The organism is Xanthomarina spongicola (assembly GCF_003148645.1).
Classification (GTDB): Bacteria; Bacteroidota; Bacteroidia; order Flavobacteriales; family Flavobacteriaceae; genus Xanthomarina; species Xanthomarina spongicola.
Map to the genome: position 1 here is coordinate 412844 of NZ_QGGP01000002.1, position 17857 is coordinate 430700.

Sequence of the window (17857 nt, forward strand, 5' to 3'; positions counted from 1 at the left end):
AACTACCACAGTTTTTTTGGATAAAAACCTTCAGAAATAAGCTTTAGAAGTTGTTTCTTTACAATAGTTTCATCTTCTTTATAAGTTACTCCAAACCATTTGCTGTTAGATTCAAGCATTATAAAAGTACTTATCTGTTCCTTTATCATGTAATCAACCACTTGAGGTATATAAAACTCTGCTGTTTCAGAATGATTATTTTCTTCTAGAAATGTTTTAAATAAGGCATCAGTAATTTTAAAAACTTCAGGAGTAAATCCCCAAAAATTCATTGAAACTATGGTGTCCAAAGGCATTTTTAGGTCTTCTTTACTAATGTTTGTTCGTTCTTTAATACTAATAAGCTCGTTATTTTTGTTTAAAATACACTCTCCTCTAGAAACAGTTCCAAAATCTGACAATGTGTTTTTTAATTGATAGCCAATAAAGTAATTACTATTGTTAGTGCTTTTATATAAAGCATCATGCATCAACTTAAAAGCGTTTTGACCATAGAAATCATCAGCATTAATAAGTGCAAAATTATTGTTTATTGTATTTTTTAAAGAGAGTAAGGCATGTCCAGTTCCCCAAGGTTTCTTTCTTTTTGGTAATTTTTTAGTGTTTTGTAATACAAAATCGACTTGAATGTTTCTGGAAAGTTTGTTTTCATATCGCTCTTTAAAAACAGCTAAAATATCTTCTCGAACAATTATAACAATATGATTAAATCCTGCTTGAAGTGCATCATAAATGGAATAGTCTATAATGGCATAGTTGCTTACAACAGCATGTATTTGTTTTAAACTTCCAAATCTGGAACCCATTCCAGCAGCCATGATAGCTAAAGTTTTTTGCTTCATATTACAAAACTATATAAAAAAACACCTTGATTAAGGTGTTTTACATAGATTATTTAAGATGTTCCTTTAGAATTGGTATCTAACACCTAAACCAACATCAAAATCAAGATTGTCGTTGTCATACACATCATCTCCAAAGCCTAATTCTGGTCTTATATCTAAAGATAGCAATAAAGGAAAATCGAAATGATATTCAATACCAGCAACTCCAGCTAAAATAGCAAAATTATCTCTGTTATCACTACCATCCCGATTTTCGAAATGATATGAGCCAAAGCCAGCTCCTGGACCAGCATACCAATTAAAATTTCCATCAATATTCCAAACCCATTGAAATAAACTAATTAGTTTTATACCATCGTAATTTTTCCCGTCAGACCAACCAAAATTAAATTCTAGTCTATTTTGTTCTAAAATGGCACGTTGATAAGAAATGGAAGCTCCAAAACCATCAGCATCTCCTAGTCTTAATCCTACGGCGTTTTTTGAAATTTCTTGTGCATTTATTTGCATTGTGAAACCCAAGAATACACTTACTATTAAAAATACTTTTCTCATAAAAGGTTCAAATTTTAAATTCAAATAAACGGTTTAGATTAATAAATATTCATAAACTAATCTTAAATTTATAGCTATCATTTAAACTTCAATTTTTCAGAAATATTGCAACAAGATGTTTTTTTTAAAGATTTAAAAAGTCAGTTAGAAGGTGACTTACATTACGATGATTTATTAAAATCCATCTATGCTACTGACGCTTCAGTATATAGAATGTTACCACTTGCAGTAGCTTATCCAAAAACAATTAAAGATATTAAATGTCTAATTGCATTTGCTAGAGATAATAATACTTCACTAATTCCAAGAACTGCAGGCACGTCTTTGGCTGGACAGTGTGTTGGAAAAGGAATTGTGGTTGATGTGTCTAAATATTTTACAAAAATTCTTAATATCAATGAAAAGGAGAAAACTGTTGTTGTGCAGCCAGGAGTTATTCGAGATGAATTAAATAACTATTTAAAGCCATTTGGTCTTTTTTTTGGTCCAAATACATCTACTTCAAACCGTTGTATGATTGGTGGAATGGTTGGCAATAATTCTTCTGGTACAACATCTATTCAATATGGAGTAACACGAGATAAAGTCTTAAAGTTAAAAACCGTTTTAAGTGATGGCTCTGAAGTTGCTTTTGGAGCTATACAAAAAAATGAATTTAATAGAAAAATAGAGCTCAATACATTAGAAGGGCATATTTATAAAACAATTTATAATGAATTAAAGTCTGAATATGTTCAATCTGAAATTATAAATCAATTTCCAAAACCAGAAATCCACAGAAGAAATACAGGTTATGCTATAGATGAATTAATTAAAACGGATATTTTTTCTGAAGCTTTAGAGCCTTTCAATATGTGCAAATTACTTTCAGGTAGCGAAGGAACATTAGCTTTTACTACTGAAATTACTTTGGCATTAGATGTGCTTCCACCAAAAGAAAGCATCATGGTAGCTGCACATTTTAATTCGATCGAAGATTGTTTGCGAACTGTTGAAACCGTTATGGAGCACAATTTGCATACCTGCGAAATGATGGATAAAACTATTTTAGATTTAACAAAACATAATAAAACACAACAGGAAAACAGACAATTTATTGAAGACAATCCAAAAGCCATTTTAATGTGTGAAATTAAAGGTGAAACCATAGAAGACTCCAATTTTCAAGTAAATAAGCTTATAAAGTCTATTGAAGAGTTGGGTTTAAGCTATGCGAACCCTATCCTGAAGTCTGGAGAAATTGACAAGGCCATAGAATTGAGAAAAGCTGGATTAGGTTTGTTAGGAAACATGATTGGCGACAAAAAAACGGCTGCTTGTATTGAAGACACTGCTGTGGCTTTACCTGATTTAGCGAATTATATTAGTGAATTCACCAAGCTTATGTCTGGCTACAACCAAGAAGCTGTTTATTATGCACATGCTGGAGCAGGAGAGTTGCATTTGCGTCCTATTTTGAATTTAAAGAAAAAGGAAGATGTGGTTTTATTTCGAAAAATAACGACAGATGTTGCACACTTAGTAAAGAAATATAGAGGTTCCATGAGTGGCGAACATGGAGATGGAATAGTAAGAGCCGAGTTTATTCCCTTAATGATTGGTGAAGCAAATTATCAAATTCTAAAACGCATTAAAACTGCTTTTGATCCTGATAATATTTTTAATCCCGGAAAAATTGTAGATGCATATCCAATGGATAAAAGTTTGCGCTATCAAACAGATAGAAAAGAGCCAGAAGTTGAAACTTTTTTAGATTTCTCAGATTCATTAGGTATTCTCCGTGAAGCCGAAAAATGCAATGGTTCAGGAGATTGCCGGAAACTACCAGAATTCGGTGGCACTATGTGTCCAAGTTATAGAGCCACCAGAAACGAAAAAGATACTACTAGAGCCAGAGCCAATGCATTGAGAGAGTTTTTAACCCATTCAGAAAAGCCTAACAAGTTTGACCATCACGAATTAAAAGAAGTCTTTGATTTATGTTTAAGTTGTAAAGCGTGTGCAAGCGAATGTCCTAGTAGTGTAGATGTTGCTAGTTTAAAAGCCGAGTTTTTATACCAATATCAGAAAGCAAACGGTGTATCTTTAAGAACAAAATTGTTTGCTTATAATAATCAATTGAATGGTTTAGCAAGTAATGTTCCTAGTTTAACAAATTTCATGTTTTCTAATAGTTTTACGTCATCAGTAATAAAAAAATCATTCGGAATAGCAACAAAAAGAAGTTTGCCTTTAATTTCAAATAAAAGTTTAGGTAAACGTTATAAAAACTTTGTAAATCAAAGTTATACAAATAATTGTATTAAGACTATATATTTATTTAATGATGAATTTACAAATCATTTAGATACACAAATTGGGTTGGATGCTTTGACCTTATTAAAAGCCTTGAATTATAAAGTAATCATTTTAAATCATGCAGAATCTGGTCGTGCATTTTTATCAAAAGGACTTCTTGAACAAGCTAAGAAATTTGCTAACCAAAACATTTATCTTTTTAAAGATAAAATAACTTCTGAAACACCATTAATTGGCATAGAACCTTCAGCAATTTTAACTTTCAAAGACGAATATTTAAAATTGGCTGACGATAAACTTTCAGCAGAAAAGATAGCAAAACATACATTCTTATTAGAAGAATTCATTCAGCAGGAAATAAATTTAGGTAATATTAAATCTGAACAGTTTACAAAAGATGCCAAAACCATTAAGTTTCACGGACATTGTCATCAAAAAGCATTAAGTAATCAGAAGCCCAGTTTTGACATGTTGAATTTACCAGAAAATTATAAAGTAACTATTATTCCAAGTGGTTGCTGTGGTATGGCTGGCAGTTTTGGATATGAAAAAGAACATTATGAGGTTAGTATGCAAATTGGTGAACAAACCTTGTTTCCAGCAATAAGAAACGCTAAGGAAGGTATTATTATTTCAGCTAATGGAACAAGCTGCAGACATCAAATTATGGATGGCACTCAAAAAACAGCAAAACATCCAGTAACTATACTCAAAGAAGCCCTCTTATAATTTTTGTTTCTGTAATATAAAATATATTTTAGCATACTTGATACATAAAACTAACAACTATTATCTACTAGATGGCAGGAAATACCTTTGGAAAATTATTTAAACTAACCACTTTTGGCGAATCTCATGGCATAGCTATTGGAGGAATTATAGATGGCTGCCCTTCGGGATTAAAGCTAGATTTGGAAGCTATTCAAAATGAATTAAATAGAAGAAAACCTGGACAATCTGAAATTGTTACACAACGTAAAGAACCAGACACAGTCGAGTTTCTATCAGGTATTTTTGAAGGTATTACAACTGGAACTCCTATTGGTTTTACAATTATAAATACAAATCAAAAATCTAAAGATTATTCGCATATAAAAGATGTTTATCGTCCAAGCCATGCAGATTATACTTATGAAAAGAAGTATGGTGTACGTGATTATAGAGGTGGAGGACGAAGTTCAGCTCGTGAAACAGCCAGTAGAGTTGTGGCTGGAGCTATTGCTAAACAACTTTTATCTGAAATTAAAATAAATGCTTTTACATCATCTGTTGGAGATATTTTTTTAGAAAAACCATATCAAGATTTAGATTTCTCAAAAATTGAATCGAATGCTATTCGTTGTCCAGATAAGGATACAGCAGACAGAATGATTTCAAAAATAAAAGACATTAAAAAACAAGGAGATACAATTGGAGGAACTATTACTTGCGTGTTACAAAATATACCAGTTGGCCTTGGCGAACCTGTTTTCGATAAACTCCATGCAGATTTAGGTAAAGCCATGCTTTCTATTAATGCAGTTAAAGGATTTGAATATGGTAGTGGTTTTTGTGGAGCAAGAATGACTGGAAGCAAGCACAACGATTTGTTTAATGAAGATGGGAGTACAAAAACTAATCTCTCTGGAGGAATTCAAGGAGGTATTAGCAATGGTATGGATATCTATTTTAGAGTTGCTTTTAAACCAGTAGCTACAATAATTCAAAAACAAAACGCCTTAGATAGTTCTGGAAATATTGTTGAAATGCAAGGCAAAGGTCGTCATGATCCTTGTGTGGTGCCAAGAGCTATTCCTATTGTAGAAGCCATGGCAGCTCTAGTTCTTGCTGACTTTTATTTAATAAATAAATTATATAATTAACTTAAAATAACTAAGAATTCTTTCCCTTAGAGGAATTTCCGAAGAACAAAAGACTTATGAAAAAACTTGAATTACATTGGCAAATTTTAATAGGTATGGTTTTAGGTCTGATTTTCGGATTTATCATGCTTCAAATTGGAGGGAAAGATTTTACTACAGATTGGATAAAGCCTATTGGTACTATTTTTGTCAAGTTATTGAAACTTATTGCCATTCCATTAATATTAGCTTCTTTAATTAAAGGGATTTCAGATTTAAAGGATATTTCAAAATTTAAAAATATTGGTTTAAAAACCATTTTAATTTATATAGGCACAACTGTTATTGCTATTTCTATTGGATTATTATTAGTAAATACATTTAATCCAGGTAGTGGTGTTTCAGAAGAAACAATAACAAAACTTACAGAAACATACTCAACAGATAGTGGTGTACAAAGTAAAATATTAGAGGCTTCAAAGCAAAAAGAAAGTGGGCCACTTCAATTTTTAGAAGATATGGTTCCAGATAATGCTTTTGCTGCTTTAAGCGATAATAGTCTTATGTTACAGGTTATATTCTTTTCTATATTTTTAGGAATTTCTATGTTATTAATAGGTGAAGAAAAATCAAAAACATTAAAAGGATTATTTGATTCCTTGAATGATGTGGTTTTAAAAATGGTAGATTTAATTATGCTAACTGCTCCAGTTGCCGTTTTTGCATTATTGGCAAATGTAGTCGTATCTTCAGATGATCCAGATATATTATTGGCTTTAGTTAAATATGCTGGAGTTGTCGTTCTAGGATTGGTTTTAATGATTGTGTTCTATTGCATTCTAGTTGCTACTATTACAAAAAAGAACCCATTTTGGTTTTTAAAACAAATAAGTCCTGCACAGTTATTAGCATTTTCTACTAGTAGTAGTGCTGCAACACTTCCTGTTACTATGGAACGTGTAGAAGAGCATATTGGAGTAGACAAAGAGGTATCGAGTTTTGTTCTACCAGTTGGAGCTACTATAAATATGGATGGAACTAGTTTATATCAAGCTGTAGCTGCAGTATTTATATTCCAGGCACTAGGATTAGATTTAACTTTTGCAGACCAATTAACAATTGTATTAACAGCATTATTAGCATCTATTGGTAGTGCTGCTGTTCCAGGAGCAGGAATGGTTATGCTTGTTATTGTATTAGAATCTGTAGGCATGCCTGCAGAATTACTACCAATAGGATTAGCACTTATTTTTGCAGTAGATAGACCTTTAGATATGTGTAGAACTGTAGTAAATGTTACAGGTGATGCAACTGTATCTATGATTGTGGCAAAATCTGTTGGAAAACTTGGAGTGCCAAAAATTAAAAATTGGGACGACCATTACGAAGAAGTAAAATAACAGATAAATAATTTGTTATAAATTGCATTTCTATTGAAAAGTCCTGAGATTTAACGAAAACACTTAAAAACTCAAGAAGATGAATGTTTGTTTTTTAATGTATCCATGGGATCAAATCGAACCTGAAAACGATACAAGTCTTGCCTTAATAAAAGAATGTGTAAAAAGAAATCATGGTGTAGCAATTTGCACTCCAGCCAATTTAACTATTCGAGACAGTGTTACTAATGCTTTTTGTACTGTTTTAGGCAGAATGGAAAAAGTACCTGGCTCCTTAAAAGCCTTTTATAAAAAAGCAGAATTACGAGAAGAGATGCTACCATTAGCTGGATTCGATGCTATTTTCTTTAGAGCAAACCCACCACTAGATCCTTTAATGCTTAATTTCTTAGATTCGGTTAAAGACGATGTGTTTATTATAAACTCTCTACAAGGTATGCGAGAAGCTAATAATAAGCTGTATACAGCAGCTTTTGGAGATGCCCACAGTAACATTATTCCAAACACTCATGTATCAAAAAACAAAAATTATTTAATTCGCCAGATTAAAGAGTCTAAATCTGATAAAATGATAATCAAACCTTTAAATGGGTTTGGAGGTTCTGGAGTTATTCTTATTGAAAAATCTGCCATGAGCAATATTAACTCATTGTTAGATTTTTATATAAATAGTGCAGATGGTTCTTCTAACTATGTAATTCTTCAAGATTATATTGAAGGAGCAGATCAAGGTGATGTTCGTATATTAATGTTAAATGGAGAGCCAGTTGGAGCAATGAAACGTGTTCCAGGTTCTGAAGACCATAGATCTAATGTGTCTGCAGGAGGATCTGTTCAAAAACACACATTGTCTAAATCTGAAAAAGCACTTTGCAAGCAAATTGGACCAAAACTAGTAAAAGACGGCTTGTATTTTGTAGGTATAGACGTTATTGGAGGTAAACTGGTAGAAGTGAATGTAATGTCTCCAGGAGGTATTACATACATTAATAAAGTATATAAAAATAAATATAAGGTTGAAGAAAAAGTAATCGATTTTCTTGAAAGCAAAGTATTAGATAATTTAGAAGCGTTTAATAGACGTTCCAGATTAAGAAAAACTGTAGAAGATGCATAAATAATGAATTCAGAATTAATAATATCTTCGCCAATTGTTTCTGTAGAATGGCTTCAAAAGCATTTAAGTCACCCTAATGTTATTATACTTAATGCAACCATTCCAAAAGTAACTGGAAATGATACAGATTTGAATAAAAACCAAATACCTTCTGCAAGATTTTTCGATTTAAAAAAGAAGTTTAGCGATGTCTCAGCTCCATTTCCAACTACCTTTCCAACTGAGATACAATTTGAGAATGAAGCTCAAGCTTTAGGCATTAATAAAAATAGTGCTATAGTTGTTTACGACGAAAAAGGTATTTATTCTAGTCCTAGAGCTTGGTGGTTGTTTAAAGCCTTCGGATTTAATAATGTGGCTGTTTTAAATGGTGGATTTCCTGTTTGGGAAAAAGCAAATTATAAAACTGAAATTAAGCAAGATAATAATGGAAAGAAAGGTAATTTTAAAGCATCACTGCAACCAAAATACATGAAATTTTTTAATGATGTAATTAATGCATCTCAAAACAGAAATCAATTAATTTTAGATGCACGTTCTGAAGCTAGGTTTAAGTCTCTTGAAGCCGAACCAAGAGTAGGATTGAGAAGTGGAAATATGCCAAATTCAGAAAATCTCCCTTTCGAAAATTTAATAAACAATCAAGGTCTTTTAAAGTCGGAAGCAGAATTAAAAAAACTGTTTCTACCTTTAGCTAAAACAAATCAAGATATCATTTTCTCTTGTGGATCTGGTATTACTGCTTGTGTTCTGGCTTTAGGTGCAGAACTAGTTGGTTATAAAAACCTCTCAGTTTATGATGGCTCTTGGACTGAATGGGGAAGTTTAACAACAGACTCAAATTAAACATGCAAAAGCTTTCAGTTAATCAGATTATTAAAAAAATTGAATCAGAAGAAACTTTTCATGCTGTTTCAAACGACTATTCCTTCACAATAAAAATAGAATCATACGTGCCATATGCTTGTGCTGCCATTCACGATGGTCATCAATTTAGAAAAGAATTGTGGGATAATTGCATGCATTCTGCCTACGAACGTTGGTATGAAGAAGATCCAGAAACTAAAAATATGATTGTAAATCATCCAATTGTTATAGCTGGATGCGATTCTCGATTTGAATATGATTTAAATAGACCTCCAGAAGAAGCTGTTTTTGAAACAGCTTGGGGAAAACAATTGTGGAAAACACCACTTAATAAACAAATGAAACTTAAAAGTATAGAAAAACATGCTAATTTTTATAGAGTTGTAAAAGCATTAATTACTAAACTAGAAGAAGTGTTTCAAGTTTGTGTAGTTTATGATATACATAGCTATAATTGGCAACGTTGGAATAGGGAAGTGCCAACCTGGAATTTAGGCACAAGTAACATAGATAATAACCGATTTAATATTTGTGTAGAGGCTTGGAGACAACGCTTATCTGAAATAGAATTACCTAACAATATAAAACAAACAGCTAAAATAAATGATACTTTTCAGGGCAATGGTTATTTTTTAAAATTCATAACAAATAACTTTAAAAATACCTTAGTTTTGGCAACTGAAATTGCAAAAGTATATTGCGATGAGTATAATCAAATTATGTATCCTGAGGTAGTTAATGCTGTTGCCAATGCACTAAATAAAAGCTTGCCAGAACATGCTTCAGAATTTTATAAAATGTATTCTAAATAAATGATTTCTGAAAAAATAATAGAGAAGCATAAAAACCTATTCGATATAGATGCCAATATTAATAGATTGGTAAAAAAAATTGAATTACTTAATTATATCAACCCATTAAATATTGAAAGTGAAAAGAAGCAATTCTTTGCTTCAAAATATAACTACGAGCCACAATTTAAGTATCCGAAATTAAAATTTAATGGATTTAAACTTCATAGATTATTTTATTCCCAAAGACTAGAACGTATTCAAGACGAAGACGTAAGACGTTTATACGAAGACATTATTTATGAATATTCCGGACTAATTGAATGTATAGAAACCATAAATCATGGCAGAAAATTTTATTATAATAGTTTAAAAAGTTTTGGAACACCAACTGAAAAAGATCTAGACAATGCCAAATTTATATTAAGATTTGATGATGATGAATTTTCTGAAGATATGCTACCCATGTATTCGGCAAATGAAGCTATAGATTATTTTGAAGAATTTTCTAAACGTTACGATTTTAAATACCATATCAAGCTTTCTACTAACATTTCGGCTGCAGCTATGGTACAAAATAGTGCACAAACCTTGGTATTAAGAAAAAACCATAAGTTTAGTAAAAACCAGCTGCAAGTTCTGGCAAATCATGAAATTGGAGTGCATATGGTTACAACTTTTAATGCAGTAAATCAACCATTGCAAATATTCTCTAACGGATTTCCAAACAATGTAGAAACCCAAGAAGGGTTAGCAGTATATTCTGAGTATATGTCAGGTTGTTTAACATTAACCAGATTAAAAGAATTGTCTTATCGTGTTATTGCAGTAGATAGTTTAATAAAAGGATATACGTTCTCTGATACTTTCGATTTGCTTTATAACCAGTACAAACTTCAGAAAGACAAAGCTTTTGCTATTACGCTTCGAGTACATAGAGGTGGTGGATTTACTAAAGATCATTTATATTTATCTGGCTTGCAAAAAGTCTATCAATATGCTAAACAAGAAAATGATTTAGATGTTATTTTAACTGGAAAATCATCTTTAGAGTATAAAGATGCTATTTATAAATTACAGGCATTAGGTTTAGCAAATACTTCTAAATATTATACAGACTCTTACTTACTTAAAAATCAATATAACAAGGATTTAGATTTTATTCTTAATAGTTTAAAGTAATATTTTGTAATTATAATTAATGTTTAGTCTTAAATATCAATTAGTTATGTATTTGATAGAAGATTTTTGCATTTTTTTTGAGTAGAACAATTAATTCTATCTGTTCGTCGAGTTTATAAATCAACTTTTAAAAATCATAAGTAAGTTTACATTAACAAAAATATATGCACTTATTTTTATGCATAATTTTAGTTAAGTTTATTTTAATTTTTTTGGTTAGTTGTTAAGTTTAAAAAAAAATGGTCTTGAATGAAAATTCAAGACCATTTTTTAATTTATAGAAATGCTTAATTATTTACTGTTAAGGCTTTCTGCTACTTTCTTTGTGTATTCTTCAGCGTTTTTAGTAACATCTTGTGGATCTTCTATTTGAGACGTTACAACGGCAACTAATTGCTCTTCTTTAGGCTGTTCCAAATCATAAATAACTGTTTCTACAATAAAAGTTTTAACAGTTGTAGTTGTATAAGTACTTGGTGTATAACTACCATAAGTAGAATAAGCCATTGGATGTGCATAGTAACCATAAAATCCACCATATCCATAATAAGATGGATAAAGAGATGAATAGCTAGCACCTGCATAGTAACCACCTTGTTCTGTAGTTTGTGTAGATTCTCTCATGTCTTTAACTACTGTCAAAACAATACCATCGTATCCTTCGTTATTTAAAAAGGCTTCAAAGTTTTTTAATTTTTCTTCAGATAGTTTTTCATCTGGCAACATATTTGGAAATTTTCTAAAGCTTTCAGTTGCTTTTATTCCATTAGATCTCATTTGGTTAGCCATAGCTTGCTCAAAAGCAATTCTTGCTTGTTTATCTTGAGTTCTAGCAATAACTAAAATATTGTTGTCTTTAATAGAACTAGCAGTGTCTGATTTCCAAGAATCTACAACTTTTATGCTAGAGCAACTTGAAACAATAATAATTAAAGCAAGTGTGCAAATAAATTTAAATGTGTTTTTCATAGTAATTTGTTAAAAATAAGGTGTTTGTATAATTAATTAGTTGTTAAAATGTATAGCCAACAGCAATACCATATCTAAATGAAAATGCTGAAAATTTTGATTTGTTATTGACATCTGAAAATCTAAAGTCTGAATTGATAAAATCTAAAATGTTATATTCCTCTAGAGCTTCATTTAAGTCTTCATAGAATTCTTCTGGCAAGTCTTTTTTATTATTAATCTCAAAATTATAGTTTCCAGAACCTGGTCCAGCAATCATAAAATCGATATTTAAATGTTTTGTTACTGGAAGTTTGTAACCAATCAATAAACCAACAGAAGTTATATCTAACTTCATATCGAATTCTAGATCGTAATTTACACCTTCATCATTAATATAAGTTCCAGATAAGCTAGATTTGTAATCAGAAAATTTTAAATAGAGTCCAAGATAAAAACCATCTAAATTATTTTTAGATGTATTTTTTAAGTAATATCTAATTTCTGGTGCTATTTGATACCCAGTATAATAAACCTCTCCTGTTTTAATTTGGTCTGCATCTATTCCAGACAATTTTACAAGACCTTCTTTCCCTTTATACCCAAGAGCTAATGTTGCAGAAAAGTTATTCCAAACATATCGTTCATAAGAAAGCTGATATACACCATTAATTAATTGTAGAACTTCAAAAGAAACTTCATTTTTTACTAGTTTCTTTTCTGGCTTAGTATCCAGATCTTGACTAGAAATATTAGATGACATTAAAAATAATGTCAATAAAAATAAAGGTCTAAAGAGGTTTTTCATAATAAGTTTCAAATGTATAATAAAAGTACTAATAATTTTTACTCTAATTTAAAAATTTAGATTTTAATTTTTCTGTAGGAATCATGCATTCATTTTGCTTTCCATACCACTTGTAACGATTTTTAGCAATATAATCATAAACCAAATTCCTAATAAGAGATGGAACTATAAAAAACACTGACAATAAATTTCTAGGAAATCCTAGTTTTGTTGCGATAGCCAATGCAGCAGTAGATTTTATTTTCAATCCTTTTTCTTCTGAATACAACAGAATAGAATCTGTTTGTGACGTATCTAAATTAAACTTTTCTATAATTGTTCTCCCAGCTTCCCCTTGCAATGGTGCGAACATAAACACATTGTTTTTATCGTGTTTTATAACGTATTGCACACTGGAGTTGCAAAGGTTGCAAACGCCATCAAAGAGGATAAGTTGCTTGTTTTTAGGTAATAATATCATTCTACTTTACTGCTTCTACTAGTTCTAATTGTTCCAAGCTTACATTGGTAGTAAACATGCCATAATTTACTATGGCTTTGTTTTTTTCTATACTATCTATGCTACCAACAGCTCTACCATCTTCCATTCTAACACGATCTCCAACCTTTAAAACAGGTTTAGGTTTTGGTGGTTGAAGTGCTTTTTTTTGTTTTTCAACTTTCTTCTTTTTCCTAATAACTTCTACCTTCTTCTCAGCTTCTTGTTTGATTTGCTTTTCTTTAGCTTTTTCAGTTTTTTTCTGTTTCGCTGAGACCTTTTTACGCTTGGAATTTTCTATTTGGACCAGTTTAAACAACTCATCCATTAATTCTTTTTTACGTTTATTTTCAAAATACTTTTCAGAGAGGTCATTTATTTTTTGCCCTAAATAAATAAGGCGTTGATTACTATCATACAATTCTTGATAGCTTTCTAATTTTTTTTGAATCTTTTCGTTTATTTCTTCTAGTTTATCTGCTTCAGTTTGCTTTTTCTTTTCATTAATCTTTAAAGATTGTTCCGTTTTTTCAAGTTTAGAACGTTCTTTTTGAAGTTTTGCAATAGTTCTATCGAAACGAACTTTGCCACGTTCTATTTTCTTTTTAGCTCTATTAATTAGGCTATATGGAATGCCATTTTTCTGTGCTACTTCAAAAGTAAAACTACTTCCAGCTTGACCTAAAGCTAATTTAAATATTGGTTCTAAAGTTTTTTCATCGAACATCATATTAGCATTCTGCATATATGGTAATTCGCTAGCCAAAATTTTAAGATTGGAGTAGTGGGTAGTAATGATTCCAAAAGCTTCACGATGATAAAATTCTTCCAAAAATGTTTCAGCTAAAGCGCCTCCTAATTCAGGATCGGATCCAGTTCCAAATTCATCTATAAGAAATAACGTGTTTTTATTACACTTTTTCAGGAAGTAATTCATCTGCTTTAAGCGATAACTATAGGTGCTTAAATGATTTTCAATAGATTGATTGTCGCCAATATCTGTAATAATTCTATCGAATAAAAAGACTTTACTTCTCTCATGTACTGGAATTAATAAACCACTTTGTAACATGAGTTGAAGCAATCCTACTGTTTTTAGAGTAATACTTTTTCCTCCAGCATTTGGACCAGAAATAACAATAATTCTATTCTCTTGATTGAGTTCTATGGTCTGAGGGTACGTCTTAGCTTTCTTTTTTTCATTGCTTAAATAAAGTAGTGGATGATAGGCATCTCGCAGGAGCAATTGTCTGTCTTCACTTATATCTGGCAATATGGCATTTAAGGATTTTGCATATTTTGCTTTAGCAGAAACTACATCTAATTCCGTTAAAAACTCTTGATATTGCTTTAAAAGGGGCAAAAACGGACGAATAAAATTAGTAAGAGATTTTAAAATTCTAACAACTTCTTCACCTTCTTCATATTCCAAATTATTTAACTCTCTGGAATGTTGTAACGTGGTTTCAGGTTCGATGTAAACAATACTTCCTGTTTTACTTCCTCTCATTATTGCTCCTCTAACTTTTCGTCTGTACATAGCTTTTACTGCCAATACACGCTTGTTATCTACTACAGATTCTCGTATATCATCTAAATAATCTAATTGATGATACGTGTTTAAAGCTGAAGCAAAACTCTGATTGATTTTGCCTTTTAATTTATTAATTTCTTGTCTTAATTCTAGAAGTAGTGGAGAAGCAGTGTCTTTAACATCTCCAAACCTATCAACTATACCATCAACCTGTTCGATAATAACTTTTGTAACTTCTATGTTTGATGCATACTCATTTAAGTTTGGATAATATTCCTTAAATTTTCTTAAGAAATTAATAATTTCGTTTGAGGTTAAAGAAATAGAAACAATTTTTTTTAAACTATGCGTTTCTAAATACGTGTTCTCTATTTTTAAGAGTTTTAATTCTTTACTAATAGTTTCGAAACCGTGATTTGGTATTCTATTTTCGTTATAAAAAGAAGCTAAATATTCATTAGTTAATGTTAAGGCATTTAAAACAGAATCCTTATTATTATAAGGTTCAATTTTTAAAGTTTTTTCATGACCTAAAGCAGTAATACATAACTCGCTTACTTGATTTAGAACAGTTGCTAATTCTAGATCATGTAGTGTTTTATTATGAATATGTATGTTCGTTTTTTGCTTTGAAACAGGCATGCTTAATCATTTTTAAGATAGCAAAGTTACGTATTAACTTTTAATGATTAAGTTAGAATAATAATTATGTAGATTTGAATTAATAAAAGTTTAGCACAATGCAAAAGTTTATAAAATTTTGTTTGATTCTTATTTTCTTCACTATGATTAGTTGTGGAAATAATTATTCAAAATACACAGATGAACCTGAATATATAGTTCATGCCCAACCGGAATATGAACCATATTTTAATGCTTATAATGAGACGTTGAAACTTTGGGAAATTCCTTTTGAAGAGTTATATATTCCAACAAGTTTTGGCACTGCTCACGTAATAGTCTCAGGTCAAAATAATAAAGAATCTGTGGTTCTATTACATGGTATGAATGCTAGTTCTACTATGTGGTATCCAAATATTAAAGATTTGTCCAACAATTATCGAGTTTTTGCAATTGATTTTATATTAGAACCAGGAAAATCGTTTATAACCAAGGACATAGAAAATATTGATCAGATTGCTACGTGGTATCAAGAAATATTCAAGAAATTAAAACTTAAAAAGTACCATGTTATTGGAGCTTCAAGAGGAGGATGGCTAGCAGTAAATATGGCTTTAAAACACCAAGAAAACATAAAAAGCATGGTTCTTTTAAGTCCTGCACAAACGTTTATATGGATTCGACCAAGCACTAATTTATTGAAAAACATTATTCATACTTTTTCATCTAAAGAAAGGCAAATTCAAGAAACTCTGGAATCGATGTCTAGCAATGTAGAAAATATAAACAATACATATATTGAGCAATTTTCTATTGCCACAGAAAAAGACTCTATAAACAAATTTGTTTTAGATATGATGCCTTATTCTAAACAAGATTTTCAGTCATTAAAAATGCCAGTTCTTGTGCTAATAGGAGATGATGATATGATAAACAATGAGAAAAGCATTCGTCTTGCAAAAGAATTAATTCCTAATGGTCAAGGTGAAATAATAAATAATGCTGGACATTTTTTATCTATAGATCAAGCTGAAACAGTTAATAAAAAGATTCTTGAATTTTTAAAGGTAAACTAAAACTGTTAGCATAATCATAGTAAACAGGGTTAATATAATAACCAATGGCATTACAAATTTCAACCATTTATCATAACCCACTTTTACAATTGCTAAGGATGCTAAAATTAGTCCAGTAGGATTAATAAAAGCAAATAATCCCATGCCATATTGGTAGCAGTTAACTATTATTTCTCTTCCAAAACCAACTGTATCTGCTAATGGAGACATTATTGGCATGGTTAATACTGCCATTCCAGAAGAACTAGGAATAAAAAAAGACAAACCACCATAAATAAACAACATGACATTTGCAAAAACACCTTTATTCATGCCTTCGGTTAAACTACTTGAATGATAGAGTAGCGTGTCGCTAATAAAACCATCTTCCATTAATACTGAAACACCTCTTGCTATACCTATAATAATAGCAACTCCTAATAATTCTCCAGCTCCTTTAACAAAAGTATCAACAAATGTAGCTTCATGAATTTTACCAATAATTCCAATTAAAACAGCTCCTACTAAGAAAACAGTGGTCATTTCTAAAAACCACCATTCTAATTGAGACACACCATATATCATGACTATAAAGCACAAGGCAAAAATAGATAATATGAGACGTAATCTAGTTGTTAGCTTAATTCTAGAGTTTGAATCTGTTCCAAAAAGCGATTCTATTTGCTCCTTTTGACTAAAAATTATAGATTTAGAAGGGTCTTTTTTTACACGATTTGCATAACGTAATATATAAATGATGCAGATTAGTGTTCCTAATGTTAGCATAATTATTCTTCCAGTTAAACCTGTTGTCCAGTTTATTCCAGCAGCATCAGATGCTATAATAACACTAAATGGATTAACTGTGGAACACATGGTGCCAATTGAAGACCCAATATATATAGCCGCTAATGGCACAATAGCATCGTATTTTGCTGCTAAGAACATAGGGATTAAAATAGGGTAGAAGGCAATGGTTTCTTCGGCTAATCCAAATGTTGTTCCACCTAAAGCTATTAATATAGTTACCAAAATAATCAATATGTATTCGTGTCCTTTTAAGGCATTTGCCAACCAGGAAATACCAGCATCAAAAGCACCAGTAAGATTCATGATACCAATTAGCCCTCCAATAATTAATACAAGAAAGATAATATCTGCTGCTTCAATAATTCCTTTTATAGGCGATTTAAAAAAGGCTAAAACCCCTTGAGGTCTCGATTCTACTTCTTGATATGTATTTGGAATAGAAATGGGCTTCCAGATATCTCCATTTGTAAATTTCTCAAGAGGAATATTAATATTTAAATCCTCCAATGTATTCTGAGTTGCATCTAGAGTAGTAGATGTTTCCAAATTACTTCTAGTAAATGTGTTTGAATCTTTATTATAAGCTAGAGAATCATACTTTCCGGCTGGAACTAGCCAAGTTAATAGAGCTACTGCTGCTGCTATAATGATTAGAATAGTTTGAGCAGTTGGGAATTTTAGTTTTTTCAAGTGTTTATTATTTTATT

Annotated in this window: 15 protein-coding genes; 8 read left to right on the forward strand and 7 right to left on the reverse strand. The window is 30.8% G+C overall.

The window, feature by feature from the left end; genetic code table 11:
* Positions 1-2: 2 nt before the first annotated feature.
* Positions 3-842 (reverse strand): nucleotidyltransferase family protein, encoded by an 840-nt coding sequence (locus tag LX78_RS05820; RefSeq protein WP_109681704.1) that lies wholly within the window; start codon positions 840-842, stop codon positions 3-5.
* A 66-nt stretch (positions 843-908) separates the two neighbouring features.
* The gene (locus LX78_RS05825) at positions 909-1400 is read right to left on the reverse strand and encodes a hypothetical protein (protein ID WP_109681705.1); all 492 of its coding nucleotides are present in this window, start codon (positions 1398-1400) and stop codon (positions 909-911) included.
* Positions 1401-1505: 105 nt separating this feature from the next.
* Between LX78_RS05825 and LX78_RS05830 the strand changes: the two genes are divergently transcribed.
* The 7 genes from LX78_RS05830 to LX78_RS05860 all read left to right on the forward strand — a co-directional run bounded on the left by LX78_RS05830 (position 1506) and on the right by LX78_RS05860 (position 10896).
* Positions 1506-4427, forward strand: coding sequence for an FAD-binding and (Fe-S)-binding domain-containing protein (locus LX78_RS05830; RefSeq protein WP_109681706.1), 2922 nt, complete (start codon positions 1506-1508; stop codon positions 4425-4427).
* Between the two features lie 71 nt (positions 4428-4498).
* On the forward strand, positions 4499-5560 hold the full coding sequence (aroC, locus tag LX78_RS05835; protein WP_109681707.1) for a chorismate synthase: 1062 nt from the start codon (positions 4499-4501) through the stop codon (positions 5558-5560).
* Between the two features lie 56 nt (positions 5561-5616).
* Positions 5617-6939 (forward strand): dicarboxylate/amino acid:cation symporter, encoded by a 1323-nt coding sequence (locus LX78_RS05840; protein ID WP_109681708.1) that lies wholly within the window; start codon positions 5617-5619, stop codon positions 6937-6939.
* Between the two features lie 79 nt (positions 6940-7018).
* Complete coding sequence (gene gshB / locus LX78_RS05845) at positions 7019-8056, forward strand: glutathione synthase (RefSeq protein WP_109681709.1); 1038 nt, start codon at positions 7019-7021, stop codon at positions 8054-8056.
* A 3-nt stretch (positions 8057-8059) separates the two neighbouring features.
* A complete protein-coding gene (locus LX78_RS05850) occupies positions 8060-8902 on the forward strand; it encodes a sulfurtransferase (protein ID WP_109681710.1) in 843 nt (280 codons plus the stop codon).
* 2 nt (positions 8903-8904) lie between these two features.
* Positions 8905-9735 carry an N-formylglutamate amidohydrolase gene (locus LX78_RS05855; RefSeq protein ID WP_109681711.1) on the forward strand — a complete coding sequence of 277 codons (831 nt, stop codon included), beginning with the start codon at positions 8905-8907 and terminating at the stop codon, positions 9733-9735.
* Positions 9736-10896: a flavohemoglobin expression-modulating QEGLA motif protein gene (locus tag LX78_RS05860; RefSeq protein ID WP_109681712.1), complete on the forward strand. Its 1161-nt coding sequence runs from the start codon at positions 9736-9738 to the stop codon at positions 10894-10896.
* A gap of 291 nt (positions 10897-11187) precedes the next feature.
* On the opposite strand, the gene LX78_RS05865 is transcribed toward LX78_RS05860, so the two are convergent.
* The 4 genes from LX78_RS05865 to LX78_RS05880 are packed head-to-tail and all read right to left on the reverse strand — an operon-like array spanning position 11188 to position 15306.
* The gene (locus tag LX78_RS05865; protein WP_109681713.1) at positions 11188-11865 is read right to left on the reverse strand and encodes a hypothetical protein; all 678 of its coding nucleotides are present in this window, start codon (positions 11863-11865) and stop codon (positions 11188-11190) included.
* A 43-nt stretch (positions 11866-11908) separates the two neighbouring features.
* Complete coding sequence (locus LX78_RS05870) at positions 11909-12652, reverse strand: DUF3575 domain-containing protein (RefSeq protein ID WP_109681714.1); 744 nt, start codon at positions 12650-12652, stop codon at positions 11909-11911.
* 43 nt (positions 12653-12695) lie between these two features.
* Positions 12696-13112, reverse strand: a complete 417-nt coding sequence (locus tag LX78_RS05875; protein ID WP_109681715.1) for a thiol-disulfide oxidoreductase DCC family protein — start codon at positions 13110-13112, stop codon at positions 12696-12698.
* Position 13113: 1 nt separating this feature from the next.
* Positions 13114-15306, reverse strand: a complete 2193-nt coding sequence (locus tag LX78_RS05880; RefSeq protein ID WP_109681716.1) for an endonuclease MutS2 — start codon at positions 15304-15306, stop codon at positions 13114-13116.
* A gap of 98 nt (positions 15307-15404) precedes the next feature.
* Here LX78_RS05880 and LX78_RS05885 point away from each other — a divergent pair, with 98 nt between their 5' ends.
* Positions 15405-16361: an alpha/beta fold hydrolase gene (locus LX78_RS05885; protein WP_245881484.1), complete on the forward strand. Its 957-nt coding sequence runs from the start codon at positions 15405-15407 to the stop codon at positions 16359-16361.
* Here LX78_RS05885 and LX78_RS05890 read toward each other — a convergent pair.
* The gene (locus LX78_RS05890) at positions 16347-17840 is read right to left on the reverse strand and encodes a YfcC family protein (protein WP_109681718.1); all 1494 of its coding nucleotides are present in this window, start codon (positions 17838-17840) and stop codon (positions 16347-16349) included. The two genes, LX78_RS05885 and LX78_RS05890, sit on opposite strands and share 15 nt — an antisense overlap.
* Positions 17841-17857: the final 17 nt, after the last annotated feature.

Excerpts from the sequence above, each read along its gene's own strand:
- LX78_RS05885 (WP_245881484.1), top strand. The coding sequence starts at position 15,405 with ATGCAAAAGTTTATAAAATTTTGTTTGATTCTTATTTTCTTCACTATG.
- LX78_RS05840 (WP_109681708.1), top strand. The coding sequence starts at position 5,617 with ATGAAAAAACTTGAATTACATTGGCAAATTTTAATAGGTATGGTTTTA.
- gshB (WP_109681709.1), top strand. The coding sequence starts at position 7,019 with ATGAATGTTTGTTTTTTAATGTATCCATGGGATCAAATCGAACCTGAA.
- LX78_RS05825 (WP_109681705.1), bottom strand. The coding sequence starts at position 1,400 with ATGAGAAAAGTATTTTTAATAGTAAGTGTATTCTTGGGTTTCACAATG.
- LX78_RS05820 (WP_109681704.1), bottom strand. The coding sequence starts at position 842 with ATGAAGCAAAAAACTTTAGCTATCATGGCTGCTGGAATGGGTTCCAGA.
- LX78_RS05860 (WP_109681712.1), top strand. The coding sequence starts at position 9,736 with ATGATTTCTGAAAAAATAATAGAGAAGCATAAAAACCTATTCGATATA.
- LX78_RS05870 (WP_109681714.1), bottom strand. The coding sequence starts at position 12,652 with ATGAAAAACCTCTTTAGACCTTTATTTTTATTGACATTATTTTTAATG.
- LX78_RS05880 (WP_109681716.1), bottom strand. The coding sequence starts at position 15,306 with ATGCCTGTTTCAAAGCAAAAAACGAACATACATATTCATAATAAAACA.
- LX78_RS05875 (WP_109681715.1), bottom strand. The coding sequence starts at position 13,112 with ATGATATTATTACCTAAAAACAAGCAACTTATCCTCTTTGATGGCGTT.
- aroC (WP_109681707.1), top strand. The coding sequence starts at position 4,499 with ATGGCAGGAAATACCTTTGGAAAATTATTTAAACTAACCACTTTTGGC.
- LX78_RS05865 (WP_109681713.1), bottom strand. The coding sequence starts at position 11,865 with ATGAAAAACACATTTAAATTTATTTGCACACTTGCTTTAATTATTATT.
- LX78_RS05850 (WP_109681710.1), top strand. The coding sequence starts at position 8,060 with ATGAATTCAGAATTAATAATATCTTCGCCAATTGTTTCTGTAGAATGG.
- LX78_RS05855 (WP_109681711.1), top strand. The coding sequence starts at position 8,905 with ATGCAAAAGCTTTCAGTTAATCAGATTATTAAAAAAATTGAATCAGAA.